Raw genomic sequence first — 25558 nt, forward strand, 5'->3', positions numbered from 1 at the left:
TCTGCTCTGGTCACGAGTGTCGCGCGGAGTCAGGGCGCCGTGGCAGGTACTGCTGGGACCCCTGTCGTCCCACGTCGTGGCCACGGATTCTGTCGCCAGCCACACGCGTCTCGAAGTCGTAGCCGTCCCGCTCGCCAGGGTTGGCGTCGAAGACCATCGTGCGGGGACGTTCGGGACTCCACTGTGCCCACGGTGCCTCGTGCGTGGTGACGAACCGCACCCAGGCCGCGTGCATGGCGTCCGCCAGGTCCTGGGGGGCGCCGGGTCCGCACGACGACGCCACGGCAGGATCTTCCAGGTTGTCCCAGGCGAACGGCAGTTCGCAACAGTGGGTGGCAAGGCCGTGGGCCGGGTTGGGCCGGCGGAAGTCGTACGCCCAGGTGGGTCCCCGGGCTCCCCGGCCGCGGGCAGTGGCCACCTCCGGCACCCAGCGACGGAAGGTTGAGACCGAGAGGAGCTGACCGACCAGCAGCGGCCCGCTCAGCTCCGGGTGGGCCGCGACCAGCTCGTCGGTCAGCTCCCCGAGCGGGCTGGCGCGAATCAGCTCCACCGGGTCGGCGTCACCGAGCGCGGGGGCGAGCTCCGTGCCGATCAGGGTGAACTCGTGCGCCACCGCGCCGAGGAGGAGCGGGCGCGGATCGGCGGCGACGGCGGCCACCCAGTCGGCAGGGAGTGAGGCGGGGTCGGCCTGCGGGAGGAACTGCAGCCCCAGGATCCCGGGTCCCGCCACCAGGCCGTCGACCAGGTCCTGCGCCGAGCCGAGCGGATCTGTGGGAGGGGCCTCCATCTGGGCGGCGGCGTCCAGCACCTGGTCCTCGGTGAGGCTGCGGAACCCGTCCAGCGTGGCAGGGACCCCCGCCAGTTCGGCCAGCCGTGCGGAGCGGCGCTCCGCCAGTTCCGGGGGGACGGGTGACAACGAGCCGGATTGGCTGATCGCCGCATGGAACAGGCCGGTGGCGAGCGGGGATGCCAGCAGCGCCAGCACGGAGCCACCGCCCGCGGACTGCCCCGCGATGGTCACCCGAGCAGGGTCGCCGCCGAACGCCGCGATATTCCGCTCCACCCAGCGCAGGCCCTCGATCTGGTCCAGCAGGCCCCGGTTGGCGGGCGCGCCGTCGATGGCGCCGAACCCGTCGAAGCCCAGCCGGTAGCCCACGCTCACGGTCACCACGCCGTCGCGGTTGAAGGCGAAGCCGTCGTACCAGGGGCTGGCCGGCGAGCCGGCCTTGTACCCGCCCCCGTGAATCCAGAACAGCACGGGCAGGGCGGCGTCGGTGTCGCCGGGGGCGGGGGTGAAGACGTTGACGGTCAGGATGTCTTCGCCCGGGATGCTCGGCTCCGGGATCGCCGTGACCTCCCCGAACGGTCGCCGCTGCGCGGTGGCGCCGTAGTCCACCGCGTCGCGGACCCCGGTCCATCGTGCGCGCGCCACGGGAGCCAGGAACCGCAGATCCCCGACGGGGGCCTCAGCGAACGGGATCCCAAGGAACGCGGCGCTGGTGCCGCGCCACACCCCGCGGACGGTCCCCTCGGCGGTCTGGACGAGAGGGTGATCGGCGGGATCGGTCATGAGGTGGCCTCCTGATCTGTGGCGACGGCGCTCACGCGGACAGTAACGGCACGAGGTCGCGACGGCTGGCCACGCCTGTCTTGAGGAAGATCGACTTGAGATGGTCCTGGACGGTGTACGGGGCAAGGTGGAGGTCGCTGGCGATTGACGCGGTGTCGAGGCCGCGCGCCACCTTCCGCACGATCTCTGCCTCCCGGGCGGTGAGTCCGAACGCGCGGACGCACAGGCCGAGCCGCTCGGCGGCAGTGGTGGGTTCGACCGCCACGCTGATCAGGCCAGAAGGACGCAGCCGTGCGGCGCGCACCGCCACCCAACGCCCGTCGCCGAGGTGGGTCCGGGCGACCGGCTCGTGCGCATCGATGCCCTCCTCCGATGCGAGGAGCTGCGCGGCGGCGTTCATCGCAGCCGCGGGCACGGGGGCCTGTCCGTCCGGGTGGGGGAGCAGCCTCTGCAGCCGGTCGTCCATCCCTGGGGTGATTCCCTGGATCCTCAGGGCGTCGTCCATCAGCAGGCTGGCGGGCCCGGGAGGGCCCGGCTCGTCCGAGGGCAGCCTCCGTAGGGTCTCCGCCTGTGCCCCGCGCAGCGCCGCGGTGAGGTCTGGCAGCACGGACGCGAGCAGCGGGAGATCGCCGGGTTCGAGGGGTGACGTGAGCCACAGGTCGAGGAACCCCCAACATCCATGCCCGTCCCGGAACACGGCCGAGGCCACGTCGAGCACGCCGATCGGCTGCTGCACCTCCCGCCACAGGCGACTGGACGAGGCCCGGTCAGCCAGACCAGCGACGTCGGTGAGGGTGGTCCACCGGTTCACGGAGGTGGCGTACTTGAGGCGGATCGCCGATGCCAGGTCCGGGACCCCGGGGACCTCCGCGAGCGGATCAGAGCCGACGCACGACTCCGGGTCCGTCAACACCCACACGTAGCAGTCGAAGCTGAACACCCGCCGCAACTCGCCGATCACCGCGATCCGCAGCGCGCGCCCATCGAGCCCCTTCGCGCAGAGGCGGAGAATCGAACTGCGAACCTGGCCCGCTGACGTGTCCCTCGTCACCGTCCCACGGTACCAATCCCGCCATCAAGGACCCCAGGCTTCTGGGATGGGATCAGACGAGGGTCGGGGGCATGGTGGCTGCATGATCACACTCCACATCGAGCACCCCATCTCCGATTTCGACACCTGGCGTGCGGCCTTCGCCGGGTTCGAGGACGCCCGGTCCCGGGCCGGCGTCCGCAGCCACACCGTCCGGCAGCCGGTCGACGATCCCGCCTACGTCCTCGTCGACCTGGAGTTCGACACTGCGGGCCAGGCTCAGTCGTTCGAGGAGTTCCTCCGCACGCGGGTGTGGGGCGTGCCGGCCAACAGCCCCGCGCTGGCCGGTACCCCGGTCACCCGGATCCTCGAGGTCCGCCACTCCTCCTCGTCCTGACCTCGCGTCGCGGGTTCCGCTAGCCGGGCGCGGGCCGGCCGCTCAGCGGGGCTCGGCGTGCCATGAGGAACGCCGTGCCGGAGACGCACGCCGCCCCCACCATGGTCAGCGCCATGGGGAGCGTGGCCTCCGGTCCGCCCAACCCGACCAAAGGAGCGGCCAGGGCCCCGAGGAGCGCCTGCAGCACGCCGACGACCGCAGTCCCGGTCCCGATCGCGTGCGACGATTCGCCCAGAGCGAGCGACATGGTGCTTCCCATGATGGGCGCCAGGCTGCCCACGGTCAGCAGCAGCACCACGATCCATACCGCCAGCGGCGCGTCGAGAACCGACGCCGCCAACGTGCAGCAGGTCCCGACCAGCAACGCCCCGATCCCGAAACGGGCGGTCCCGGCGGGATTCGACACGCCGTCGCGCGCCTGGCGCCCGAGGTGCCGGTGGACCAGCGCCATCGACGCGCCGAGTCCGGTGGCGATGCCGGCGTTGACCCACGCGTACTGCTGCGCGGACAGGCCGAGCCGGCTCTGGAATAGGAACGGGGCGGCGGCCATGAACACGAACATCGTCGAGAACCCCGACGACAACGCCAGCGCGTAACCGACGAACCGTCGGTTGCTGATCAGGCCACCCACCGTGCGGCCGAGCTCGACGAGCCCCCCGCGGCGGCGCTCAGCTTCGGGCAGCGACTCGTCCACGGTCAGGATCACGCCCACCACCATCGGCACGCCCATGAGGGCCAGGAAGATGAAGACTGTCCGCCACGAGCCCACCAGAAGCAGCCCGGACCCGATCAGCGGGGCCGCCACCGGCGCGATCACCCCCATCAGCATCAACACGGTGATCAGCTGAGCCAGGCGGGTCCCGCTGGCGTGGTCGGCGACGACCGCCCGCGACAGCACCTGACCGGAGCACGCGGCCCATCCCTGCACGGCCCGGAACACGAGGAGCAGCCCGATCGACGGGGCGGCCGCGCAGAGCAGGCTGGCCGCGATGTAGCACACCAGACCCACCAGGAGCGGTCGGCGGCGTCCCACCGCATCCGACAGGGGCCCCCACGTCAGCTGCCCCACCGCGATGCCCAGCAGGTAGGCGGTCAGGGTGAGTTGCGTGGAGGATGTCGACGCGCCCAGATCCGCGGCCACGGTGGGCAGCGCGGGCAGGTAGGCGCTCGTGGACAGGGCGTTGATGGCCGACAGCAGGGCGAGCACCCCGACCGTCACGCCCGTCAGGCCGGCGTCGGCGAACAGCGACCCTCCGGCCCGCGCCCCGGTCCCAGCCTCCGTCTCATCGCGCCCCGGCGCCACCGTCGACCACCTCACTCGCCGGGACGGCGGGGCCCGGGGTCTCGTCGAGGATCTCGATCGTCCCGGTCATCCCGTCCAGCCGGATCCGCTGGCCGGTGTGGAGCCTGGCCGTGGCCTGGTGGACGCCGACCACGGCGGGGATGCCGTATTCGCGGGCCACCACCGAGCCGTGGGTCATCATGCCGCCCACTTCGGTGATGAGGCCTCCGGCCGACAGGAACAGCGGCGTCCAGGCGGGGTCCGTGCCGGGACAGACCAGGATCTCCCCGGGCAGCAGGTGGGTGGCCTGGGGGTCGAACACCACTCTGACCAGGCCCTCCGCTGTCCCGGGCGACACGGGGCTCCCGCTCATCGCCCCGTCGACGCTGCCCAGCCCTTCGTAGAACGCCCGGCCGTCCCCGGCGATCACCCGCGGGACCTGCCGGCGTCTGCGCTCGCGGTCCGCGAGGTCACGGCGCGCGGCCACCACGGTCCTCCACACCTCGGCCGGATCGGCCCGGAGCCGTTCGAGCTCGTCCACGTGGAGGAAGAAGACATCCTCGGCACGGTCCAGCACACCGGCGCTCACCAGGTCCCCGCCGCTGGCCAGCAGCCCTTCCCGCACCAGCCCGAGGGCCTGGATCATCGTGAACTTCGGCGTCTCCCGCGCGCCCAGGAGGTTACGCATCCTGCCGATCATGAACCGGACGCGGCCCGCCCTTGCGCGGGCCCTCACGCCGCCGGAGGAGGTCAGCAGAGCGCCCAGCTCGTCGGTGGCCCTCGCGGCGCGCGCCGCGCCGCGCGCGAACACGGCGTCGGGCGCCTGGTCGGGGTCACGGATCTGGGTGTAGCTCTGCAGGCTGCGCATCACGTCGATCGGGTTCTCCCGCCAGCGGGGGACCCCGAGGTCGATCTCTCCGACCCCACGCATCCCGTACTCCGCGAGGAAGGCCGCGACTGCCCCCTGGGCCCGAGCGGGGAGCTGGCCGGCCGCATAGCGGTCGGCCAGCTCGGCGGCCTCCAGCTCCCCGAACGCGCGCAGCGAGGCCGGCTCCGCCTGGATGTCGGCGGCCGTGCGCCACAGGGCCAGGTCCATCTCGGTCGTCACGTTGCCGGGCAGCCCGCGGAGGACCTCCATCGCCAGGACCTGTGCCTGATCGCCGGCTTCGTCCGCCGTCGCCTTCACGCTGACCATCATGGCCATGCCCGGCCCGATGATGGGGACGAAGGCGCGCACCACAACCGGGAACAACCCCTCCAAGGTGGCCCTCATGGCCCGTGCCCTGGCGGCCAGGCGCACCCACGGATCGGCGTCTGTGCCGGCCTCGACCTCCCGTCGCTGCGCATCGGCGAGCAGGGCGGCCATCGCGTCATTCATGCCGCGGCGTCGACGCACCGGAGCGAGGACCGAACCTGGGATCTGCGGCACCACCTGGGCCGCGAGCCTCGCCACACCCCGCACCGTTGCCCAACTCGGGCGGCCGTGCTCGGGGGCCCATCCGGACTCCCGGGCCAACCCGGCCAGGATCTCGCCGAAGCTCGGCTCAAGCATGGGCAACACCCTGGGCAGGATCCGGCCGCCCAGCCGGTGGTGGACGATCCCGTCGATCCGAATCCAGAGGCGCTCACCCGCGGGCGTCAGATAGCCGGACCTCCCCAGGTCGACCCGGGGCCCCACCAGCTCGGTGACCCCCGACAGCATCATCGAGATCGCGTCACGCCCCAGAGGCGTGATCGGCTGCAGCATCCCCTGGATCGCGCCGAAGGAGAACCACAGAGCCTCGCTTCCCCCGGTGGGGACCGGATACAACGACGTGATGGCACGCGCCTGCAGCAGGTAGATCGTCGCGTCGGCGATGGCCCACTCCAGATCCTGAGGGCTCCCGTACTCGTCGGCCACCGATCGCCCCAGGGCCACCAACTCGCGCACCTCGGCATCGCTCAACGACAGCTCGGGGTCGGACTCCCTGGCGGAGGTGGTCACCCCGCCGCCAGGGACAGCCGTCGTGACCACCGTCTTCGCTCCCACCGATCGGCTGATCCGGCCGGCCTCGGAGTCGACCACGAAGTGGTCGGGCTCGACCTGGCCCGACACCAGCGCCTCGCCCAGCCCCCAGGTGGCGTCGATCACCGTCTCGGTGCGTGCGCCGGTCAGCGGGTTGGCGGTGAACAGGACGCCGCTCGCCCGCGCGGGAACCAACAGCTGAACCACCGCCGCCAGAGCCACGCCCTCGTGGGGGATGCCGTTGCGGGTCCGGTAGCCGATGGCGCGCGCCGTCCACAGGCTCGACCAGCAGCTCACCAAGGCCTCCATCACGGCGTCGAGGCCGACCACGTTGAGGAAGGTGTCCTGCTGTCCCGCGAACGACAGGTCCGGCAGGTCTTCGGCCGTCGCGGACGAACGCACCGCCAACGCGGAGTCCGGCTCGAACGTCTGCTCCCAGGCCGCCCGGACCGCCTCCTCCACCTCGACGGGGATCGCGCCGTCGGCGAAGGCTCGCCGGATCCGGTCCGAGGCCGCCTCCAGCGCGGCCACGTCGCCCGCGTCCACCCCCGCGACGAGGTCCCCGAGCCGAGTCGTCAGGTCATTGGCGCTGACGAAGAGGCGATACGCATCGGCCGACACCACAAAACCCGGAGGCACCTTGAACCCTGCCCGGGTCAGCCGCACCAGGTTGATGCCCTTCCCGCCGCAGGACTCCAACGTGGCAGCCGCGGAGTCAAACCTCAGCGTCAGCGCCGACCGACCTCCAGCCGCCGTCGATTCCCGTGGATCTGCCGCGCCGTCCCTCGCGCCCACGGGGCCGGCCTTGTCGTGTGTGAACACCATCATCTCTCCTGACCAGCGCCGACTCAGTCACCGAGGCCGAGCCAGGAGAATGCGTCCTCGACCCTTCGTCTGGCTGCTCGGGTGATCACCGGCCCGTGCGCCACGACGAGTTGATCGAAGTCCCACTCCAGGATCCTGCGGATCGAGTGGCGTGCCGCGGCGCGATCCCGGAACGTCAGCCTGATGTCGCGGGCGACGCCGCCGCGCGGGGCCGCCACGCCACCCAGCGCGATCAGGGCGTTGCGGAGGGGATGTCCTGGGCGGCGCTCGTGCACCTGGATGAGGTCCTCCACCAGGAGGGTGCGGGACGCGGCGTGGAAGAAGAAGACCTCGCTCACCAGCGCGCTGCCGCGGACGATGGCCTGGTCGAGGTCGCCGGCCCAGGCCTCCGGTGCATGCTGCCCGAGGATCTCGGCCTTGGGGAGGTCACCGTTCTTGAGAGTGACCGCCGTGATCGGGCTCGACCACAGCTCGGCTCCCGGGAAGAGCGCATGCCAGGCGTGGAGTCGCCAGTAGTGGCGGGGGGTGGGCGACACGAGATGGCGGACCGGGCCCAACGCGGCGATCTCGGCGATCGTGGCGAATGGCGCAGGGACCGGGGAGGCGATCCACACCGACCCGTCGCCCAGCCGGATCACCGTCATCCGGGTGTTGAAGACGATCCCCATGTCGCGCACGACCGGTCCCTCGACCACGAACAGATCCTCGCCCAACGCCTGGAGCCCAGCCATGGCTACAGCCTACGGCTAGGAGTCCTGACGCAGGGGCGCCCGGCGGAGCCGAGAGTCACCGATGTGCACGGGTACCCACTCGTCTGCGGCTGCGCCCCATCGTGGAGTCCTCGTGCAGGGGGCGGCGCCGGTCAGTCCACAAGCCGCAGTGTCACCGCGACCTCGTCGCCGTCCTCAAGCTCCTCTGCGACGCGGACAGCCTTCTTCACCGGCAGGAAGTAGGTGCCGGCGGTGGAATCCGGGAACACCGAGGTGCGCCAGGTGGTTGCGCCGACGGTGACCTCCACCCGCACCGACCCGAACCCGCGCGGCGGACCCGACACGATCCGGATCTCGTCGGCCAGATCCGACGGGACGGTGACGAACCGCCAGGCCGCGTCGCCAGACCAGCGCCACAGCTCTGCGGTGAACGTGAAGTCCTCCATTCAGCACCCCTTCGCCAGTGACTTGGTGACGCTGAGTGTGTCACGCCACGCAGGCGACGTCGACGCCCTTGACGGCCCCCGAGTGCGGGAGCACGATCGTCGTATGGCATCTGCCCGCCCCGACCTGTCCTGGCAGCCCCTGTACAGGATCGGTGGAATCTCTGCTGTGGTGTTCGTGGTGCTGGTCCTGGTGCCGGTGACCCTGGTCTTCGTCGCGCCGGTCCCGCCCACCGAAGGGCGCGCCCTTCTGGAGTACATCGCCGCGCACAAGGCGGTCTACCTGGTGGAGCTGGTGAGTTTCGTGGGGCTGGCGGTCCCGGCGCTGGTGGTGTTCGGCGCCTTGGCGGTGGCCCTCGCAACGGTCAACAAGGGTGTGGCGGCCATCGGGGGTCTGTTCGGGATCGCATCGGAGACCATCGCGTTGGCGTTGGGCAGCAGCCCGCAGTCGCTGCACGGCGGGCTGGTGGTCCTGAGCGACTCCTACGCGGCGGCCGGCAGCGACGCCGAGCGCGCCGGCCTGGTGAGCGCCGGGGACGCGCTGATCGCGGCCACCAACGCCGTCTCCTGGGCCGGGATCCTGACCGCTGCCGGAATTCTCGTGCTGTCGCTGGTGATGTGGCAGGGCATGTTCGGCCGGGCGTTGGCGGTGGTCGGCATCATGACGGGGGTGATCGGCCTGGTCAGCGAGGCGTTCCGCCCGATGATCGGCCCCTCCTACCTCATCTACGGGCTCCTGCTGCCGATCTGGTTCGGCTGGGTGGGATGGAAGCTCATACGGCTCGGGACGACGGCGCATGCCGGCTGAGCGGGAGCGGTTGAGTGCCTCGGACGCCTCGAATCTGGTGATGGACTCGCCGGACCAGGTCAACGTGCCCCTCGTGGTCGGAGTCCTCGGCGTCGGCGGCTTCGTGTCCGCGGGCGGCGAGGCGGACCTCGACCTCCTCCGAGCCGACCTCGCAGCCAGGCTCCGGGTCAGCTCGTCTTCGGAGCTGATCCGGTTCGCCCAGCGCGTCCAGGACGAGGGACGCTCCCTGGTGTGGGAGGACTGCTGGCCCGACCTGACGTGGCATGTCCGGCTGGCTGCTCCGGTCGACGGGCTCGACGGACTGGCCAGTCTGGCCGCAACCCTGATGACGCACCCGCTTCCCCTCGACGGCCCCTGTGGGAGCTGCTGATCGTCCCGGGCGCCGGGGCCGAGGGTCCGGGGATCATCCTGCGCGCGCACCACTGCGTGGCCGACGGTGTCGCGGGGGTCCGGCTGTTGCAGCATCTGTTCGGCGACGGGGCCCCGCCGAGCACCGCCTCTGGGGCGCCGCCCGCGGCCCCCGCGTCCCCCGTCGAGCCCCCGCAGCCGCGTCGACCGCACTGGAAGACGGTCGCCACCGGGGTAACGCGGGTGTCATCTATCTTCAGGGCCACGGTCCCGCCGACCGTGCTCCTGGGACCGATAGGGCCTCAGCGCGGCGTGGCCTTCGCCGACGTCAAGCTCGGACCGCTCTCCCGCGCGGCCAAGGCAGTCGGCGCCACCGTCAACGACGCGCTGCTCGCGGCGGTCGCCGTCGCGGCCGAGGCGGCGCTGCGCGCCGACGGTCATCCGGTGCCGCCGGTGCTGCCCGCGAGCGTCCCGGTGGCGTTGCCGGGACGCGGCACGTCGGGCAACGCGGCGGGGGTGATGCTGGTGCCGCTCGCCATGGGCGTGCCGGATTCGGTGCCGCGGCTGACCCGGATCGCGGCACTCACCCGTGCCGCGAAGGCGGAAGCCCGCGCCCAGGGCACGTTCGAGCTGACGCGCACCAGGTGGGGATCCCGACTGTTCGCCTGGCTGGCCCGGCGGCAGCGGTTCATCGCACTCTTCGTCACCAACGTCCGCGGACCCGACCAGCCGCTGACGGTGGCCGGCGCTCCGCTGGAGCGGATGTGGCCCGTGGCCGTCATCCAGGGCAACGTCAGGTTCGGGGTGGCGGCGATGTCATACGCAGGCCGGCTCGGAGTGGCCGTCCATGCCGACGTCGAGGCCGTCCGAGCGCCGGTTGCTGCCCGCGCGCTGGGGGACGAACTCACCCGCATCGCGGCGCCAGTAACGCCGCCCGACCCCGCCGGCTGAGCCGGGCCGCCCGCGGAGCGGCGTGGCCTGTCTCGAAGGGTTGTGACTACCACCTTCACGCGGATCTTGTGGTCGGGTGCGGGGGGGGGGGGGGGGGGGGGGGGGGGGGGGGGGGGGGGGGGGGGGGGGGGGGGGGGGGGGGGGGGGGGGGGGGGGGGGGGGGGGGGGGGGCCCCCCCCCCCCCCCCCCCCCCCCCCCCCGCACTCGTTCTCCTGTGGCGTTGTCTTGTTCCGGGTGCCGGCCGGCAGGGCGGCGTGGGGGTTGGGTCTGCTTGGGCGGGATGCCGGTGGGGTGATCGTCGGGTTGGGCACCGCGACGCGGCGCCGCCCTGCCGTCCCCCACCCTTACCTGTCAGGCGCGGGAACCTCCGTGACCGGACTTGTGTGCCCGCGGAGGGCGCAGCCTCCGTCGTGGCCGACCCGCCCCATCCCGCTGGTGAGCCGGGCCGAGCCGCGCAGCGGCGCAGCCCGTGTCGAAGCCAACCCGACCGTCGAGCAGGACCTGACCGAGATGATTCCATCGGAGAACAATGGATCCTGCCCGGACGGTCTCAACTCGGGTTGACAAGTACTTTCACTCCTCTGAAGCCGCCGCCTCGATCGCCCGTGGCCAGCTCGCGAAAGAGGTCGAAATCTGCCCGAACTTTCTTCTGTCGGGGCGGCTTTCTGGGCCCTCTTCTGTCGGTGGCGGGTGTCAGAATTGTTCACATGAGCGAGACGGTAGGGGACCTGGGGCAGCGATACCTCGCCGCCCTGTGGGGCGCCGCAGGATCGCTCGGTATGGACGAGTCGGCGATGCAACGGCTTGGCCGGCTTGTTGAATTGTTGGCTGAGGCGGAGGCCCAGCTGGCCGGGCTGCGGCTGCATCTGCTGCACGAAGCCAAGCTGTCTGCCGCGGACGCGGTGGTTGAGGGGGTGCGCCTGTCGGTGCGCACCACCCCGGCGCAGGCGACGGCTGCTCTGAAGCTTGCCGATGATCTGGGGGATCGGTTCCCTCTGATCGGCGCCGCCCTCAACGACGGGACGGTGTCTTTGGCGCAGGCGGAGGCGATCGTGGCCGGGCTCAAGAAGCTCCCCTCGCGGCTGACCCGCGCCGAGTTGGTCGAATGCCAGGAACTGATCCTGGCCCACGCCGACACTCTCGACCCCGGAGAGTTGAGGATACTGGCATCGCGGCTGGTCGAGGTGATCGATCCGGACCGGTCGGACGCGGATGAGGCCAAGCGCCTGGCGCGGGAAGAGACGACGGCGCATCGGGACCGGTTCCTGCGCCTCGCACCGGACTATCACGGGTCGATGAGGATCACCGGGCAGCTTCCTGTGGCGGATGCGGCGTTGTTGTCGGCGCAGCTGGATGCGTTGATGCCTGCGGCGTCGACGTACAAGCACACCGGCGAGACCCCCGGAAGGGATGCCCGCCTCGCGGATGCCCTCGTGGCGCTGACCCAGCATGCCGCGGGCAACGGGACGCTGCCCTCGCATGGGGTGGACCGGCCGCAGGTCCACATCACCCTCGACTTCGACACTCTGACATCAGGCTTGGGTGAGGTCTGCCTGCTCGGCGCGGGCGGGGTCGATGGTTTCTCGGCGGGGGATGCTCGCCGCCTGGCCTGTGACGCGCGCCTGATCCCGATGGTGCTGGGCACCCCATCGAGGCCACTCGACGTGGGGCGTACGCATCGCCTGTTCACCCCCGCGATCCGGGCCGCGCTGACCGAGCGGGACCAGGGCTGCGTGTTCCCCGGCTGCACCGCCACCCCCGCGGCGTGTGAGGCGCACCACATCGTTCCGTGGTGGGCCGGCGGCGTAACGTGCCTAGCCAACGGGATCCTGCTGTGTCCGTTCCACCACCGCCTGGTCGAACCGGATCCCCTCCAATCGAAGGGATCCCAATGGCGGGTGCACCTGGATCCGGCCACCGGGACACCGTGGTTCACCCCACCGCGCCACATCGACCCCGCGCGCAGGCCGAGGCAGCATCAACGGCACCGGCTCCAACAACTCACACCCGGCGTCGGGGGACCACCACGCCCACCCGACCTCGACCCGCCTGATCCGGACTCGCCGGTAGGGCCAGAGCACCCGATGCCTGACCTCGAAGAACTTATCCGCCGCAGCGCCGCAATCTGGGGAAACTCAGAAGCGTGACCATGCCCGCGGTCACGTGTGCGTGAGCACTCCGTCTCAGCCCGCCGTCGAACGGCCAGCCCCACCCGACCTCCTGGGGCTGGTGGACCAACGGAGGTGACCCCTAGGCTTCCGGGGCCTGGGTGTCGGTCGTCCCCTCGTACAGCCCGACGTGGTTGCCGAAGGGATCCTCGAAGATCGCCCACCAGCTGGTCTCGCTGATCGGCGCCTTGGCCATGAGCACGCGGCCGCCGTTCTCCTCGGCTTTGGCGAGGGCCTCGTCGATCGAGTCCACCTCGACGTAGGAGCGCGGTTGCGTGAAACCCTCACCGCGTGGCGCCAGGCCTCCGCCGCTGATCTTGTTCGGGGCCTGCCACATGGGATAGCCCTCAAAGCCGGGCAGCTCTGCGATCTGCCAGCCGAACAGCTCGCTGTAGAAGCGCTGAGCCTGGTCGAGGTCCGTCACCGGGATGTCGATGTGGGTGATGTCTCCGTGCGGCATGCCTGTCCTCCTATGTGGGCCGCCCGTCCGACGGCGTCATCGCCCGAGTCTGGCACGCGCACCAGGGCCGCCGATAGGCATGGCGCTCATCCGTGCCTGTCAGAGGCGAACATTCGGTCCGCCGTGCAACTTTGCGTCAGATGGCGCGCAGGTAGCGCCAGAGCGCGACCGCGCTGGCCACCACCACGACGGACACCATCACGGTGGGCGGCAGGGTGCCGGGGTATCCGGCCGCGGCGATCAGCAGCATCGCGGCGACGATGCTGGCGCCCATCAGCACGGAGAACGCGAGCCAGGGGGCCAGCCAGAACAGGCCGTGCCTGCGGCCCTGCAGCGCTGCCACGCCCGCGAGAATGAAGCCGGGCAGAACCACGGCGAGGTCGATCACGTGGATGGGGTTCACCCACAGGCCCGCCTCGGCGAGGCTCGCCGGCACCTGGCCGGTGAGCAGTGCGGGCACCAGCTCGCTGAGCCACAGCAGGGCGAAGAGCGCGCCGGTGCCGATCATGGTCCAGGCGGCCAGCGTGCGCCGTCCACCGTCGGCGAAGCTCGTGTCGCGGGCGAGGAGGCCCGGCGCGTTGAACGCCACGGCGTAGGCGCTGAGGCCGAGAACCGCCACGTAGACGAGGAACAACGCGTTCAGGTGCACCGCCATCGCGTAGACGATGTAGGCGTAGATGAGGTACAGCAGCGTGCCGAGCCAGACCAGCCCGGCGCGGAACGAACCCGCGCGGAACCGGACCGCCGAGGCGATCAGAGCCACGACGGCCAGCAGGTTGCCGAAGTCCTGACCTTGGGCCTGGAGTGCCCAGTTGGCCGTCTCCTGGGCATACACCCACGGGAGGAGTAGTCCGGAGACGCTGGCGACGGTGACGAGGACTGAAATCAGCACTGACCAGGCGAGGACGGGGAGGGGCGGGCGCTCAGTGATCACGGGCGCACAGTACTCCAGCCCGTAGTGGCCGCCGTTCACGGGGTGGTGGGGCTCACCGGAGCTTGGGGAGGAGGACGGGGGTGCCCGCCTTGTACGCCTCGTAGTCGGGTTGTCCGCCCCACTTGGCGTCGGCCTTTCGCTCCAGCAGCGGGATGCCGCTCACCTTGGTGAGTAGAAGTGCCACGAAGAGGGGTGAGATCAGGGCCACCCACTGCCAGCCCTGGAGCGTGGGCAGAGCGATGATCGCGACACCCGTCCAGAGCACGATCTCGCCGAAGTAGTTCGGGTGCCGCGACCGCGCCCACAGGCCGGTGGAGATGAATCCGCCCTTGCGGGCGGGGTCGGCGTTGAATCGGCCTTTCTGCTGATCCGCCACGATCTCGATCCCGAAGCCGACGGCCCAGACGACGAAACCGACGAGGGCGAACCAGTCCAGCCCAACCCGCGTGGCCGAGGTGATGGACACCCAGGCGGCGGCTGCGGTGAGCGTCACCCACAGGCCCTGGAGCGTCCACACGTTGAGGAACCGGATCAGCGAGGGCTTGAGTTCGTCGAAGCGGTCGTCCTTGCCGGCCCGGTGGACGCGTCGAAACAGGAAGGTGCCGAGCCGCGCGGCCCAGACGAGCACCAGGGCGGCGAGCAGCAGGGCCCGGGCGTCGACCCCGGGTGTGAGGAGCACGATCGCCACGGTGATCGAGATGTAGGTCAGGCTGCCGGTCAGGTCGAAGAAGCGCTCGGTCTGCGCCGCGAACGACGGAATGAACACCACCCACTGGATCACGAACGCGGCCGCGACCGCCATGGCGAAGACAGGGATTCCAGCGACGGTGGCCCCGCCCTGGCTGCCCGCCAGCGCCACGAGCGCCCCGATCAGGACCACGAGGGGCAGCGCGATGAGCGATTGCCGGTCAGGGGAGTGGCTCACAGCAGGGCGGCGATGTCGGCCTGGATGGATGACGGCTCGACCTTGGGGGCGTAGCGACGCACGACGCGACCCTCTCGGTCGACCAGGAACTTCGTGAAGTTCCACTCGATGGCATCGCCGAGCGGGCCGGGGGCCTCCGTGCGGAGCCATGCGAAGAGCGGGTGCGCGTCGTCACCGTTGACGTCGACCTTGCCGAACATCGGGAAGGTCACTCCGTAGTTGAGTGAGCAGAACTCGGCGATCTGGGCGTCGTCGTCGAACTCCTGATCAGCGAACTGGTCGCAGGGGAAGCCCAGCACCTCCAGCCCATCCGCGGAGTGGGTCGAGTAGAGCGTCTCCAACCCGGCGAACTGAGGGGTGAAGCCGCACTTGGAGGCTGTGTTCACCACGAGGAGGAGTTTGCCCCGGTATTCGGACAGGGGCTGCTTCCGGCCCGAGAGAGTCGACGCGGAGAATTCGTAGAGGGTAGTCACGGGCCAACTCTAGTTGTGCGGGATACTCGAGAAATGACAGCCAAGCGCGCAGCCGTTCCCTCCAACGGCCACGGTTCCGGCCTCCTTCGGAACGCAGGCCGGCTCCTGCTCGGCGGCGCCCTGGTCGGTGCGGGGATCGGTCACCTCACCACCCTGCGGGAGGAGTTTCAGGCCCAGGTGCCGCCGTGGCTCCCGATGGACCCGGACTTCGTGGTGGTCGCCTCCGGTGTCGTCGAGGTGGGCCTCGGGGCCGCGCTGATCATGGCGCCACGGCGCCTCCGGCCCGCGGTGGGATGGACGACGGCTGCGTTCTTCGTCGCGATCTTCCCGGGCAATATCTCGCAGTACGTGACGGGCACCGACGCGTTCGGCCTCACCAGCGACAACGCCCGCCTGGTGCGCCTGTTCTTCCAGCCGCTGCTGGTGGTCTGGGCCCTGTGGTCCACCGGCGCCTGGAGGGCGTGGCGGAGCCGCAGCCCGCGGTCGTTGCCCGAGCAGCCCTGAGGCGGACGGGTCAGCCGACGGCGACCGTCACGTCGCGCAGCGCGTAGCCGGAGATGATGTCATCCCAGCCGAGGTGCGGCTCCCGAACCAACCGCACCGGGTGCGCGAACAACCGGGTGAGCAGGATGTCGGACTCCTGGATGGCCAGGGCGTTGCCCGGGCACTTGTGGGCGCCGTCGCCGAAGCTCATCACCTCCGGGCCGATGCCGCGGGGGAGCGGCCGGGCTGGGCAGAGGTCGAGGGGCGCCTCGCCGACGGTGGCGGGATCGGCGTTGGCCTGACGGACGAACAGGTCCAGCAGGTCGCCCGCGGCCACAGTGTGAGTCTGGTCCCCGTCGGTGAACGTGAACTCGTGCTGCGCGCGCCGGTACAGATGCCCGACGATGGGCTCGAGCCGCAGGATCTCGTGCAGGATGGCGTACCTCTCTGCCTCGCCGGCGACGACGTAGCGGGCGCGGAGGGCGTCGTCGCGCAGCAGGTGGAGGGCGGCCATGGAGATGAACTCGCGGGTGGTGGCCATGCCGGCGGCACCGTATGTGACGCACTCGATGAGGATGGCGGGGACGGCGTAGCCCTCCTTGAGGAGGTGGCTGATCACGTCCTCCTGCGGCGCCTTGCGGCGTTCGCGGATGGCGGGGCGCACGTCCCAGAGGTAGAACCACAGCATCGGGATGCTCCCGCGGAGCTGGCGCACCGTACTGGCGAGGCGCCCCTCCGGCACCGTCGAGGCCGGGTCGAAGGACGGCTGGTCGAACAGGCGCTCCAGGCGGTGGGCCATGCGGGTGAGGTTCGAGTTGGTGAGGCCGATCACCTTGGCCGCGACCTCCGTCGAGTACCGCAGCGACACGTCGTCGAGTTGTGCCTCACCCGCGGCGACCATCTCAGCGACGAGGGCGTCTGCCCGCGACTCCATCAGCTCGCGGTACCTCGCCGCCACCGTCTTCGGCGCGAAGTAGCGCGCGATCTTGCTGCGCTGGAGGCGGTGGGGCGCGCCGTCCATGAACAGGATGGGCTCGTTGGCCATGGTGCCGTCGGGGATGGCTTCGGAGTTGAACCCGGCCTGGGCGGTGGCGTCGCGCTCGCGGAGGATCTGCCGGACGGCCTCGGTGGAGCGGATCCGCCACACCCCGTCGGCGTGCTCGACGCGTGGGGAGTCGGCCTCCCCGGGTTTGACGGAGATGCGGCGACAGGCGGCCTCGGCGCTCATGTCTCCAGGCTAGGGGGCTGCCGAAGAATCGGTCGCTATTTGGGTTGGTCTACCCACCCAGGGAGCGACCGAATCTGGTCTAGCGTCGGGGCATGGATGCCCGTGTGAACTTCATCACCCTCGCCGTGACCGACGTCGCGGCCGCCCGACGCTTCTACATCGACGGACTGGGGTGGGCTCCCGCCTTCGAAGCCGACGGCATCGTGATGGTGCGACTGTCGCCGACGCTCGTGCTGTCGCTGTGGGATGAGGACCAGTTCGAGGCAGAAGTGGGCCCCATCAGCCGCGGCGACGGGCTCGTGCCGTTCACGCTGGCGCACAACGTGCCGAGCCGCGAGGAGGTGGACCGGGTGCTCGCCGAGGCCGAGGCGGCCGGAGCGTCGGCGGTCTCGCTCGGGCAGTACCGGGACTGGGGCGGATACAGCGGGTACTTCGCCGACCCGGACGGGGTCCGCTGGGAGGTCGCCTACAACCCGGGGCCGCTGGGGGTCGAGTTGATGGAGGCTGAGCAAGTGGGCCCTGACCAAGGACCGGGTCAGTCCACCAGTTCCAGCTGGCTGAGCGAGCCTTCCCGCTGGCGGAGGTGCGAGGCGCGTCAGCGACGCGCCTCGAAGCCTGGGAAACGTGGGCTGACAAGGTCGCGTTCCTTAGGCTTCGAGGCCGCTGCGCGGCTCCTCAGCCAGCGGGGATGTTTGCGAGGCGCTGCGCGGCTCCTCAGCCAGCGGGGATGTTTGCGAGGCGCTGCGCGGCTCCTCAGCCAGCGGGGATGCTTGCGGGGCGCTGCGCGGCTCCTCGGCAGAGGAGGAAGCTGTTTCAGGTCAGGGGGCACCCGGAGGGGCCAGTTGCGGTGGGGGATCGTGGACGGTCTACCGTCCACGATCCCCCACTCTGGGAGGCCTTCAGACGGAGACCGCCGAGCGGGCCGCAATTTCGGCCGCGAAGACCCTCGACGACTCCTTCGGCGTGCGCTCCAACGTGTCGCGGTCCACGGCGTGGAGCCCGAACTTCGGGCCGTAGGCCGAGACCCACTCGAAGTTGTCCAGGAACGTCCAGTGGCAGTAGCCGAGCACGGGCACGCCGTCGGCGATCGCGCGGTCGAGACCGGCCAGGGCCTCCGGAATGAACGCGCACCGCTGGGCGTCGTCCTCGCTGGAGAGGCCGTGCTCGGTGACCAGCACCGGGACCCCCGTCGCGGCGGCCACGTAGCGGACCGCGCCCTCGAGCGACCCGGGGGAGATCGGTGATCCCATCCCGTTCAGCTCCACCTCGGGCCCATGAGCCACCCGCCCGGAGGCGTCGTAGAGCGCCTGCTCGTAGTTCTGCACCCCGACGAAGTCGTCGCTCTTCGCCAGCTCGAGCCAGCGCCCGTAGCAGGCGGCCCGCACACGGTCGCGGTGCGCCTCGCCGCCCGGCAGGGCCACGTCGTCCGCCACGGCGATGGACAGGCCTACCGGGACATTCGGCCGCACCGCCTTGATCGCGGCCCTTGCCGCGACATGCGCCGCCTCGAACCCGTCCTCCAAGCCGTCGATCTCCTCCAGCTTTGCGACGTTGCCCGCCCGGTACCGCGGCACGCCTGCGGCCACGGACGCGGCGTCGAGGGTCGCGGCGCTCAGCTCCCAGATTTCCGCCGGCAGCAGGTCGGCCAGGATGTGCTGGAGGTTGGGCTCGTTGAGCGTGACCACGAGCGCGAACCTGTCGCCGAGGCGCTCGGTCACCAGCCGGCAGTATCCCGCGAACAGCTCCGCCGAGCCCGGCGCGAACCAGCCCCCGCGCGCCGCGAACCAATGGGGCAGGGTGAAGTGGCTGAGCGTCACCAGGGGAGCGAGCCCACGCGCCAGGCAGCCGTCGAGCAGGTCGGAGTAGTGCCCGACGGCCGCCTCGTCGATCTCGCCCTGGCGGGGCTCGATCCGCGACCATTCGATGGAGAAGCGGAAGGCGTTCAGGCCCATGTCAGCGGCGAGGTCCAGGTCGGTCTCCCACCGCCCCCAGGCGCCGCAGGCAACGCCGGCCGGGGCGACGAACACCGTCGGCGTGACGTTCTCCAGGAAGGTGGTGTCGGAGTCGACGTCGCCGCCGTCGACCTGGTGGCCGGCGGTGGCCGCGCCCCACAGGAAGGTTGTGGGCATGCTGATCTGGCTCATGGTTGAGAGTGCCTTTCTTGGGAAGAGTGTGAGAGGTGTGTGCCCGGGTTCCAGGAGTCGTGCCAGCTGATGGTCGGCACCTCGCCCCGCCACTCGATCGGGAGCCACACATATCGCGCCTGCGCTGTGTTCTCCACGGGCGGGGGTGGGGCGGCGGCCAGCGCCGCCGTCTTGTCCTCGTCGGTGGATGCCGGATCGAACAGAACGTCGAAGAGGCGGTGAATAACGTCCGCATCCCCGTCGAAGTCAGGGAGCCATCGGTCGGCCACGGCGATCCACAGATCCTTGTGGGGATGCTTGAACACCGAGCTGACCTGAGTCCTGAAGGACCGGCCAGTGGCGTCGTCGGGGTGCGGATCGCCCAGCACGGTCCACGGCCCGTGGAGGTCGTCGGCCACCGCCACCTCCGACCGGTTCGGGGCGTACCCGGTGGTGCCTGAGGTGATGAGGTAGTGCCGCCCGTCGCGGGTGAAGTGCGCCGGGGCCTCCCGCACGAAGGGCGGATGCCCCCGGTGGAAGTGGCTCGTGAAGTGTCCGGTCACATCCGTGTAGTCGTCTGTGAGGTCGGCGACGATGAGCTCGGTGTGGACCTTCTCGAAGATGTAGTAGCCCCGCTTGCTGTCAGGGTCGACGACGAGGTCGAAGTCCCCTGCGTCCATACCCAGCGGCTTGAACCCCATCCGCGCCAGCGTGTAAGGCCCGGTGATCTCGGACGCGGTGAGGACGGTGGAGAGCTGGCCGCCGTCAGCCTGCATCACCTTGATCCAGCAGACGAACAGCCCCGACGCCTCGTTGTAGAGGATGTGTGGCCGGTCCGCCATCTGGGTGGGGTGGAGCTGCGAGGCGGTGTCGTCCACGTCCGGCGGGATGATGAGTCCCAGATCCTCCCAGTTGACCAGGTCGGTCGACCGGTAGCAGCGCATGCCCCAGTGCCAGATGCCGGTCGCAGGGTCGGTGCGCTCCTTGTTCTCCCCGTACCAGTAGTAGACGTCCCCGACGGCCATGACTGAGCCGCCGTGGGCCTGGATGGGCTTGCCCTCGGTGTCGAGCCATTCCTCGCCCGGCGTGATTGCACGCTGCATCGTCATGGGGTGGGGTGCCTTTCTGGTGAAGAGTGAGGAGCCGAACGGCTCAGAGGGCGCCGGCCTGCAGGTCCTGCTCGGCATGGATGGCCTTGAGTCGCTGCCGGTCAGCCCGGCGCTGGGCCTGCTGGAGCGGGTCCGGGACGGGGGAGGCCAGCAGCAGCCGCTGCGTGTAGGGGTGCTCGGGGGCAGAGGTGACGGTGGCGCCGTCGCCCCACTCGACGAGCTCACCGCGCAACAGCACGGCCACCCGGTGCGACATCTCCCGCACGACAGCCAGGTCGTGGGAGATAAACAGATACGCGACACCTGTGCGCTCCTGGATCTCCAGGAACAGTTCCAGCACGCGGGCCTGGGTCGACAGGTCGAGGGCCGAGACGGGCTCGTCACAGACGATGAGCGTGGGATCCAGGGCCAGCGCCCGGGCGATCGCCACCCGCTGCCGCTGGCCGCCGGAGAACTCGCGCGGCATTCGCTGGGCGGCGTCGGCCGGGAGCTGGACGAGGTCCAGCAGCTCGCGCACACGCCGCTCGGCCTCCTTCTTCGGCGTCTTGCGCACGATCATCGGCTCGGTGAGCGAGTCGCCGATGGTCAGCGACGGGTTGAGCGACGAGTAGGGGTCCTGGTAGACCACCTGGATGTCGCGGGTGAGTTCACGGCGGCGAACCGTGGTGGGGTGGCTGATGTCCTCGCCACGGAAGCCGATCGTTCCGCCGGAGACGGGGGCCAGGCCCAGGATGGCCCGCCCGATGGTGGTCTTGCCGGAGCCGGACTCGCCCACCAGGCCCACGGTCTCGCCGGGACGGATGTCGAAGGTCACACCCCGGACGGCACGGAAGGGCGTGGAGCGGAACCCTCGGCCGGGATACTCGACGACCAGGTCATCGACGGTGAGGAGGGGCTGGTTCATCGTGTGCTCCCGGTGCCGAGATCCCCGGAGCTGGTGACGCCGGGCAGTGGTGCCCGGGGCGCGCCGGCGGGGATGGCGTCGAACAAGGACTGGGTGTAGGGGTGCTGCGGGTTGCGGAACACGTCGACTGTGGGCCCGGTCTCCACGATGACGCCCTGGCGCATGACCGAGACGTGATCGCAGATGTCGGCCACGACGCCGAAGTTGTGGGTCACCAGCAGGATCGCCATGCCGAGCTCCTCCTGCAGGTCCCGCAGCAGGTCCAGCACCTCGGCCTGGACGGTGACGTCCAGCGCGGTGGTGGGCTCGTCGGCGATGAGGAGATCCGGGTGGGACGCCACCGCGCCGGCGATCAGCACACGCTGCGCCATGCCGCCCGAGAGCTGATGGGGGTAGGAGTCGTAGGTGCGCTGCGGGTCGGGGATGCCCACCTTCTCCAGGAGAGACAGTGCACGTTCCTTCGCGTCTGTGCGCGACATGCCGAGGACGATGACCAGGGGATCGGTGAGTTGCGATCCGACGGTGAACGACGGGTCCAGGTTCGTCATCGGCTCCTGGGGGACGTAGGCGATGCGGTGGCCGCGCAGCCTGTTCAGCTGGTCGTACGACATGCCCACAAGCTCCTGACCGTCGAATGTGACGGAGCCCGCGACGATACGGCCGCCTGCGGGCAACAGGCCCAGCACCGCGAACGCGGTCTGCGTCTTCCCGGACCCGGACTCGCCGACCAACCCATGGGTGGTGCCGCGAGCCACGCTCAGGCGTGCGTCGTGCACCACTGTCGTCCAGGCGTGCTCACCTTCGTAGGCGATCGCGAGACCGTCGACCTCCAACAACGTGTCGCCGGCGTCCTCCCGGTGGACCAGCGGCTCGGGAGCCGGCTCCGTGGCCTGCCAGGCCGCGGCTCGGCGGCGACGCGGTTCCCCGGTGCCTTCCAGCTCGTCCCTGATGGCGGTCCCGAGGAGAGTCAGTGCCACCAGGGTCAATCCCAGGACCAGCGACGGCCAGAGCACCAGAAGCGCGGATCTGTTGATGTTGTAGAAGCCCTCGTTGAGGACCTGGCCCCAGGTGGGGGTGGTGGGGTCGCCGAGGCCCAGGAAGTCGAATCCCGCCTGCATGCCGATGCCGGCGGCGATGATCCCCGAGGTCAGCAGGATGACGGGGGCGCGGACGGCCAGCAGGATGTGACGCCCGATGATGCGGGTAGTGGACAGTCCGGACGTTCGCGCGGCGTCGACGTACAGCTCGTTGCGGACCGCCCTCACCGAGTTGTAGACCACCCGGTAATAGACGGGGGAGACGAACGCGCCGAAGATGGCCATCGTCAGCCACATCGATGGGCCGAGCACCGCTCTCGCGGCGATGAGGACGATGATCGAGGGGAGGGACATCGTCAGGGCGGTGAACCAGGAACCGACCGAATCGACCCATCCGCCGAAGTAGCCGGCGATCAGGCCGGCCGTGACCCCGATGGTGGAGGCGACGGCGGCCACCAGGAGGCCGCCCGCAATGCTGAACGTCGTGGCGACGAGCAGGCGCGAGAACACGTCGCGGCCGGCGCTGTCGCCGCCCAGCAGGTACTCGCCGCCAACGGGGGCGAAGATGTGCCGCAGCGACGTCGTCGACGGGTCGTTGGGCGCGATGAACGGGCCGAGCACCGCGATGACCGCGATCAACAGCAGGAAGATCAGGGCCGGGCTGCCCAGCGGGTGGACGAGCAGCCGACGCAGCAGGTGACGACGGACCCCGCGGGTGTCAACGTCGATGCCGGTGTCCAGGGGAGTGGTGGTGGTTGTCATGACAGCCGAACCTTGGGGTTGACCCACGCCTGGGCGATGTCGACGAGGGTGTTCACGAGGGTGACGATGATGCCGGTCACGATGACGATTCCCAGAACGATGGGCAGGTCACCCTTGGAGGTGCTGCTGAGCGCGAGAGGGCCGAGACCAGGGATCGAGAACAGTTGCTCGATGATCACGGCTCCCCCCAGGAGGATGACGAACATCAGCCCGAGGATGCTGAGCGCGGGTCCGGCGGCATTGCGCAGCACGTGGCGGTACACGATCCGACGGGCGGGAAGCCCCCGGCTGCGGAGGGTGCGGACGTAGTCGCGGCCCAGCACGTCGATCATCGAGCCCCGCACCTGTTGGGCCACGCCGCCGATCGAGCCGATCGTCAGAGCGAGGATCGGCAGCGTGAGCGAGAGCAGCCATTGCGTTGGTGACGTCGCGAAACGTGTGTACCCGGTGGCCGGGAACCAACCCAGGTTGATCGCGAAGACGATGACGAGGAACAGTGCCATGAGGAAGCCCGGGATGGCCTGACCGAGGACCGCCAGGACCTGGACAGTCCGGTCCAGCCAGCCGCGCCTGGTGGCGGCGAGCGCGCCCAGGACTATGCCGATCAGGGCGGTCAAGAGGACGGACCCGACCGCCAGCGAGACCGTAACCGAGATCCTCGACAGGACCGCCTCCGTCACGGGCTGACCGTTGAACCAGGACCTGCCGAGGTCCCCCTGGAGGGCGCCACCCGCCCAGTTCATGAACTGCTCCCACACGGGCCGGTCCATACCGAGCCGTGCCTCCACCTGTGCGACGGCCTCGTCGGTAGCCGTCTGCCCGGCGATGCGCCGTGCGGTGTCGGAGTTGCCGATCTGCAGCAGGAAGAAGGTGAGCACGCTGAGCGTTGCGACGAGCCCGAGGCCGGTCAGCAGACGTTTGGCGATGAACTTGAGCATGATGTGCCCTCCAGGGATCGTGGTTGATCAGGCCGGGACGATGTCCCAGAGGTTGGGAACGGCCTGGCCTTCCTTCATGGTCACGGAGGTGCCCTCGGCGGTGACGTTGAAGCCCAGCACACGGTAGAACGGGGCGAACCAGGCCTGCTCGACGATGTACTCGTTCATTTCCTTGGCCGCCGCGTCGGCGTCCTCGCCCCCGGCGCGGAGCCGCTCGGCGAGGGCTGCGATGGTGTCGTCGCCCTGGTGGTAGACATTCCACGCGGAGCCCGGGTCGATGGACTGCAGGTAGGTCATCCAGGCGATGGGTTCCTGGTTCAGGCCGAAGCCGAACATGGCCCACTTCCCGCCCAGGAGGTCGCCGATGAAGCTCTCGCCGGCCTGTTCGTACTCGATGTTGATGCCGGACTCGGCGAGCACACCTGCGATGAGTTCGGGCTCGGACGGGGGGACGAAGCCGGTCTGCGGGCTCACGATGGTCACACCGTCGGGGTATCCCGCCTCGGCGAGCAGCGCCTTGGCCTTCTCCGGGTCGTACGGGTAGGCATCCTCGAGCTCGGGGAGGTAGGCCTCTGTCCCCTTGCCGAAGATCTGGGTGGTGGGCTCGCCGTACCCGCTCTCGAGGCCCTGCAGCAGGCCTTCACGGTCGAGTGCGTAGTTGATGGCCTGACGGACACGCACGTCGCCGAGCGCCTCGTTCACCTGGCCGGTGCGGTCGGCGATGATGAGGCCCTTCCAGTTCACCGGAATGGAGTTGATCGTGTAGCCCGCGGCCTCGGCGTCGGGGATCTGGCTGGGGGTGTTGAGGTTGGCGATGTCGACCTGCTGGTCGCGCAGCGCGTTGAGCAGGGCGGACGCGTCCGAGTAGTAGTTGATGAGGATCGAGTCGTAGTGCTGGATCTCGGGGTCCCAGTAGTCGGGGTTCGCGGTGAGCTTGTAGCTGGAGCCGATGGTGGTGGCCGCGCCGTCGAGGATGTACGGGCCCGAGCCCACGGGGGTGGTCTGGGCGTCGGCGGCGTCGAAGCTGGACGCGGCCGCGACGAGGCCGGCGTTCTGGCTGAGGTAGGTGAGCAGGGCCGGGTCCTGCTTGGACAGGGTGAGGACCAGGGTGTCCTCGTCGGCCGCCGTCGCGTCCTGGACCGAGGCCAGGTTGGCGGTGTTGGGGGAGGCGCCGTCGCGGAACCGGAGCAGGTTCTGCGCGGCGAGCTCGGCCGTCAGCTCGCTTCCGTCGGTGAACGTGACGTCGTCGCGGAGCTCGAGCGTCAGTTCGGTGTTGTCCTCGTTGTACGACCACTCAGTGGCCAGGCCGGGTTCGATGGTGTTGTCGGCGGCGGTGCGCAGGAGCGTGTCGTAGACCGCCATGTAGTAGGTGGCGGTGTTGCCCCAGTCGGCGTCAGCCGCCTTCCACGTGCCGATGTCGACGACGGCGCCGATGCGCAATTCGCCTCCGCGCTCCACCGCCGTGGCCGAGGATGAGGAGCCGTCCGTGCTGCCGGTGGAGGTGCTCGGATCGCTGGAACCCGAGGAGCAGGCGGTGAGCGCGAGGGAGGCGGTTGCCCCCAGCGCCAGGGCCTTGATGATGCGGGACATCGATGGTTTCCCTTCGTTGGGTCTTCGTCGGTGAAGGTGTGGGCGCCTTCGTCGG

23 protein-coding genes and 2 pseudogenes are annotated in these 25558 nt (G+C 70.2%); 8 read left to right on the plus strand and 17 right to left on the minus strand.

Going from position 1 to position 25558, the window contains the following annotated elements:
* Window positions 1-10 precede the first annotated feature (10 nt).
* Both H5399_RS11995 and H5399_RS18580 read right to left on the minus strand, forming a co-directional pair.
* Window positions 11-1570 carry a carboxylesterase/lipase family protein gene (locus tag H5399_RS11995; RefSeq protein ID WP_182783278.1) on the minus strand — a complete coding sequence of 520 codons (1560 nt, stop codon included), beginning with the start codon at window positions 1568-1570 and terminating at the stop codon, window positions 11-13.
* 31 nt (window positions 1571-1601) lie between these two features.
* A complete protein-coding gene (locus H5399_RS18580; protein ID WP_220490983.1) occupies window positions 1602-2621 on the minus strand; it encodes a helix-turn-helix transcriptional regulator in 1020 nt (339 codons plus the stop codon).
* Window positions 2622-2703: 82 nt separating this feature from the next.
* On the opposite strand from H5399_RS18580, the gene H5399_RS12005 reads away from it, so the two are divergent.
* Window positions 2704-2997 carry a hypothetical protein gene (locus H5399_RS12005; RefSeq protein WP_182783279.1) on the plus strand — a complete coding sequence of 98 codons (294 nt, stop codon included), beginning with the start codon at window positions 2704-2706 and terminating at the stop codon, window positions 2995-2997.
* A gap of 19 nt (window positions 2998-3016) precedes the next feature.
* On the opposite strand, the gene H5399_RS12010 is transcribed toward H5399_RS12005, so the two are convergent.
* The 4 genes from H5399_RS12010 to H5399_RS12025 form a co-directional block, all read right to left on the minus strand.
* A complete protein-coding gene (locus H5399_RS12010; protein ID WP_182783280.1) occupies window positions 3017-4300 on the minus strand; it encodes a multidrug effflux MFS transporter in 1284 nt (427 codons plus the stop codon).
* Window positions 4281-7112 carry a PEP/pyruvate-binding domain-containing protein gene (locus tag H5399_RS12015; RefSeq protein ID WP_182783281.1) on the minus strand — a complete coding sequence of 944 codons (2832 nt, stop codon included), beginning with the start codon at window positions 7110-7112 and terminating at the stop codon, window positions 4281-4283. The genes H5399_RS12010 and H5399_RS12015 overlap by 20 nt, the downstream gene beginning before the upstream one ends.
* A gap of 20 nt (window positions 7113-7132) precedes the next feature.
* Window positions 7133-7840 carry a DUF4336 domain-containing protein gene (locus H5399_RS12020; protein ID WP_182783282.1) on the minus strand — a complete coding sequence of 236 codons (708 nt, stop codon included), beginning with the start codon at window positions 7838-7840 and terminating at the stop codon, window positions 7133-7135.
* A 131-nt stretch (window positions 7841-7971) separates the two neighbouring features.
* Window positions 7972-8265 (minus strand): DUF1905 domain-containing protein, encoded by a 294-nt coding sequence (locus H5399_RS12025; RefSeq protein ID WP_182783283.1) that lies wholly within the window; start codon window positions 8263-8265, stop codon window positions 7972-7974.
* A 103-nt stretch (window positions 8266-8368) separates the two neighbouring features.
* On the opposite strand from H5399_RS12025, the gene H5399_RS12030 reads away from it, so the two are divergent.
* The 5 genes and pseudogenes from H5399_RS12030 (at window position 8369) to H5399_RS12045 (ending at window position 12516) form a co-directional block, all read left to right on the plus strand.
* On the plus strand, window positions 8369-9070 hold the full coding sequence (locus tag H5399_RS12030) for a DUF4386 family protein (RefSeq protein WP_182783284.1): 702 nt from the start codon (window positions 8369-8371) through the stop codon (window positions 9068-9070).
* Window positions 9060-9440 carry a hypothetical protein gene (locus H5399_RS12035; RefSeq protein ID WP_182783285.1) on the plus strand — a complete coding sequence of 127 codons (381 nt, stop codon included), beginning with the start codon at window positions 9060-9062 and terminating at the stop codon, window positions 9438-9440. The genes H5399_RS12030 and H5399_RS12035 overlap by 11 nt, the downstream gene beginning before the upstream one ends.
* Window positions 9329-9625, plus strand: a pseudogene (locus H5399_RS18585) (wax ester/triacylglycerol synthase domain-containing protein); the annotation flags it as partial. The gene H5399_RS12035 and the pseudogene H5399_RS18585, both read left to right, overlap by 112 nt.
* 105 nt (window positions 9626-9730) lie before the next feature.
* Window positions 9731-10369 carry a WS/DGAT domain-containing protein gene (locus H5399_RS18115; protein ID WP_370585767.1) on the plus strand — a complete coding sequence of 213 codons (639 nt, stop codon included), beginning with the start codon at window positions 9731-9733 and terminating at the stop codon, window positions 10367-10369.
* A 707-nt stretch (window positions 10370-11076) separates the two neighbouring features.
* Window positions 11077-12516 (plus strand): HNH endonuclease signature motif containing protein, encoded by a 1440-nt coding sequence (locus H5399_RS12045; RefSeq protein ID WP_182783287.1) that lies wholly within the window; start codon window positions 11077-11079, stop codon window positions 12514-12516.
* 103 nt (window positions 12517-12619) lie between these two features.
* On the opposite strand, the gene H5399_RS12050 is transcribed toward H5399_RS12045, so the two are convergent.
* The 4 genes from H5399_RS12050 to H5399_RS12065 all read right to left on the minus strand — a co-directional run bounded on the left by H5399_RS12050 (window position 12620) and on the right by H5399_RS12065 (window position 15329).
* Window positions 12620-12997, minus strand: coding sequence for a VOC family protein (locus H5399_RS12050; protein ID WP_182783288.1), 378 nt, complete (start codon window positions 12995-12997; stop codon window positions 12620-12622).
* 136 nt (window positions 12998-13133) lie between these two features.
* A complete protein-coding gene (locus H5399_RS12055) occupies window positions 13134-13931 on the minus strand; it encodes a hypothetical protein (protein WP_182783289.1) in 798 nt (265 codons plus the stop codon).
* Window positions 13932-13983: 52 nt separating this feature from the next.
* Window positions 13984-14856 (minus strand): DUF1295 domain-containing protein, encoded by an 873-nt coding sequence (locus tag H5399_RS12060; RefSeq protein ID WP_182783290.1) that lies wholly within the window; start codon window positions 14854-14856, stop codon window positions 13984-13986.
* Window positions 14853-15329: a glutathione peroxidase gene (locus tag H5399_RS12065; RefSeq protein WP_182783291.1), complete on the minus strand. Its 477-nt coding sequence runs from the start codon at window positions 15327-15329 to the stop codon at window positions 14853-14855. The genes H5399_RS12060 and H5399_RS12065 overlap by 4 nt, the downstream gene beginning before the upstream one ends.
* 33 nt (window positions 15330-15362) lie before the next feature.
* Between H5399_RS12065 and H5399_RS12070 the strand changes: the two genes are divergently transcribed.
* A complete protein-coding gene (locus H5399_RS12070; RefSeq protein ID WP_182783292.1) occupies window positions 15363-15833 on the plus strand; it encodes a DoxX family membrane protein in 471 nt (156 codons plus the stop codon).
* Window positions 15834-15843: 10 nt separating this feature from the next.
* Here the strand turns inward: H5399_RS12070 and H5399_RS12075 are convergent, their stop codons facing one another.
* Complete coding sequence (locus tag H5399_RS12075) at window positions 15844-17040, minus strand: cytochrome P450 (RefSeq protein WP_182783293.1); 1197 nt, start codon at window positions 17038-17040, stop codon at window positions 15844-15846.
* A 92-nt stretch (window positions 17041-17132) separates the two neighbouring features.
* Here H5399_RS12075 and H5399_RS12080 point away from each other — a divergent pair.
* A pseudogene (locus H5399_RS12080) lies at window positions 17133-17492 on the plus strand (VOC family protein); the annotation flags it as partial.
* Window positions 17493-17939: 447 nt separating this feature from the next.
* Here H5399_RS12080 and H5399_RS12085 read toward each other — a convergent pair.
* The 6 genes from H5399_RS12085 to H5399_RS12110 are packed head-to-tail and all read right to left on the minus strand — an operon-like array spanning window position 17940 to window position 25503.
* Entirely contained in the window at window positions 17940-19184 is a 1245-nt protein-coding gene (locus tag H5399_RS12085; protein ID WP_182783294.1) for a glycoside hydrolase family 1 protein, read from the minus strand.
* Window positions 19181-20272 (minus strand): family 43 glycosylhydrolase, encoded by a 1092-nt coding sequence (locus H5399_RS12090; RefSeq protein ID WP_220490984.1) that lies wholly within the window; start codon window positions 20270-20272, stop codon window positions 19181-19183. Before H5399_RS12090 ends, H5399_RS12085 begins: the two co-directional genes overlap by 4 nt.
* A gap of 43 nt (window positions 20273-20315) precedes the next feature.
* The gene (locus H5399_RS12095; RefSeq protein ID WP_182783295.1) at window positions 20316-21176 is read right to left on the minus strand and encodes an ATP-binding cassette domain-containing protein; all 861 of its coding nucleotides are present in this window, start codon (window positions 21174-21176) and stop codon (window positions 20316-20318) included.
* Window positions 21173-22975: a dipeptide/oligopeptide/nickel ABC transporter permease/ATP-binding protein gene (locus H5399_RS12100; RefSeq protein ID WP_182783296.1), complete on the minus strand. Its 1803-nt coding sequence runs from the start codon at window positions 22973-22975 to the stop codon at window positions 21173-21175. The genes H5399_RS12095 and H5399_RS12100 overlap by 4 nt, the downstream gene beginning before the upstream one ends.
* Complete coding sequence (locus H5399_RS12105) at window positions 22972-23913, minus strand: ABC transporter permease (RefSeq protein ID WP_182783297.1); 942 nt, start codon at window positions 23911-23913, stop codon at window positions 22972-22974. Before H5399_RS12105 ends, H5399_RS12100 begins: the two co-directional genes overlap by 4 nt.
* A 27-nt stretch (window positions 23914-23940) precedes the next feature.
* Complete coding sequence (locus tag H5399_RS12110) at window positions 23941-25503, minus strand: ABC transporter substrate-binding protein (RefSeq protein WP_182783298.1); 1563 nt, start codon at window positions 25501-25503, stop codon at window positions 23941-23943.
* Between the last annotated feature and the right edge of the window lie 55 nt (window positions 25504-25558).

The organism is Tessaracoccus sp. MC1627, from assembly GCF_014164725.1.
GTDB lineage: Bacteria > Actinomycetota > Actinomycetes > Propionibacteriales > Propionibacteriaceae > Arachnia.